Source organism: Arthrobacter sp. JCM 19049 (assembly GCF_001310435.1).
Genome location: NZ_BAXF01000401.1, coordinates 1 through 2,005, shown reverse-complemented (window position 1 = coordinate 2,005; position 2,005 = coordinate 1). Strand labels below are relative to the sequence as shown.

Genomic DNA, 2,005 nt, shown 5'->3' with positions numbered 1-2,005 from the left:
CGCGACGCCTATGCTGCGCTGGGCGGAAACACCGACCAGTCCGCCCGGGACACCACCTTGCGGGTGATCAGCGAGGTCAAGCGCCGTTCCCCGTCCAAGGGGGCGCTGGCCGAGATCCCGGAGCCGGCCACCCTGGCCGCCGAATACGCCGCCGGCGGTGCCTCGGTGATTTCCGTGCTCACCGAGCAGCGCCGCTTCAACGGTTCGCTGCAGGACCTGGACGCGGTGCGCCAGGCCGTGGACATCCCGGTGCTGCGCAAGGACTTCACGGTCGACGAGTACCAGATCTACGAGGCCCGCGCCCACGGGGCCGACCTAGTGCTGCTGATCGTCGCCGCCCTGGACGACGCGACACTGCGCCGCTTCCTGGCGCTGACCGAACAGCTGGGCATGCACGCCCTGGTCGAAACCCACACCGCCGAGGAGATCCAGCGTGCGGTCGCCGCTGGCGCGAAGATCATCGGGGTGAACGTGCGCAACCTGAAGACCCTGGACGTGGATCCTGCCACCTTCGCCAAGCTGGCCCCGCTGCTGCCGCGCGAGGCCGTGGTGATCGCCGAATCCGGTGTGGAATCCACCGAGCAGGTGGCACAGTACGCGGCCGCGGGCGCCGATGCGATCCTGGTCGGCGAGGCACTGGTGAAGCACGCCGCCCCGCGGGAAACGGTCGCCGAATTCATCCGGGCCGGCACCGCGGCGAAGCCGCACGCGGCCAGGACAACTGACGCAACAAACTACGCAAACCGCCGGTGAACGGCCACAGTTAAAGAGAATCAACAGTTGACGGCCAGCGGCGCACGCCGCACGCCGCACGATCCGAACGATCCACGGTGGTGCCCCCGCCCGGCGAGAAGCGCCGCGGGGCACCTGCCAACATTGCGAGGGAAAGAGGGAACAATGAGCACTTCCGACGGCTCGTTGAAGCACGCCAGCGGACCATACTTCGGGGCCTACGGCGGGCGATGGATGCCCGAGTCCCTCATGGCCGCCATGGATGAGCTGGCCGCCACCTTCGAGCAGGCCAAGCACGATCCGGCGTTCATCGCAGAGGTCAAGGACCTGAACAAGAACTACTCCGGGCGCCCCTCGCTGCTCACCGAGGCTAAGCGCTTCGGGCACAAGGCCTGCGGCGGGGCGCGGATCTTCCTCAAGCGCGAGGACCTGAACCACACCGGCAGCCACAAGATCAACAACGTGCTCGGCCAGGCGCTGCTGGCCAAGCGGATGGGCAAGACCCGGATCATCGCCGAAACCGGCGCCGGCCAGCACGGGGTCGCCTCCGCCACCGCTGCCGCCCTGATGGGCATGGAGTGCGTGGTCTACATGGGCGCGGAGGACACCCGGCGCCAGGCGCTGAACGTGGCGCGCATGGAGCTGCTGGGCGCCACCGTGATCCCGGTGACCGTGGGCAGCCAGACCCTGAAGGACGCCATCAACGAGGCGCTGCGCGACTGGGTGGCGAACGTGGAGAACACCCACTACCTGCTGGGCACCGCCGCCGGCGGGCACCCGTTCCCGGCCATGGTGCGCTACTTCCACGAGGTCATCGGCGAGGAGGCGCGTGAGCAGATCCTGGCCCAGGCCGGACGCCTGCCCGACGCGGTGACCGCCTGCATCGGCGGGGGTTCCAACGCGATCGGCATCTTCCACGGCTTCCTGGACGACGCCGAGGTGGAGCTCTACGGTTTGAGGCCGGCGGGGACGGGGTGGACACCGACCGCCACGCCGCGACGATCACCCTGGGCAAGCCCGGGGTGCTGCACGGGGCCAAGAGCTACCTGATGCAGGACGACGACGGGCAGACCATCGAATCGCACTCGATCTCCGCCGGGCTGGACTACCCGGGCGTGGGCCCGGAGCACGCGCACCTGGCCGACATCGGTCGGGTCAGCTACGAGCCGATCACCGACACCGAGGCGATGGACGCGTTCCGCCTGCTGTGCCGCACCGAGGGGATCCTGCCGGCGATCGAGTCCTCGCACGCGCTGGCCGGGACCATCAAGGT

At 69.2% G+C, this 2,005-nt stretch carries 1 protein-coding gene and 1 pseudogene; both read left to right on the top strand.

Annotation, left to right across the window (positions count from 1 at the left end; genetic code table 11):
* Window positions 1-753, top strand: a 753-nt coding sequence (gene trpC, locus JCM19049_RS12685; RefSeq protein WP_054821769.1) for an indole-3-glycerol phosphate synthase TrpC, incomplete at its 5' end; no start/stop codon positions are given.
* 144 nt (window positions 754-897) lie between these two features.
* Window positions 898-2,005: pseudogene (gene trpB, locus JCM19049_RS12680) on the top strand (tryptophan synthase subunit beta); the annotation flags it as partial.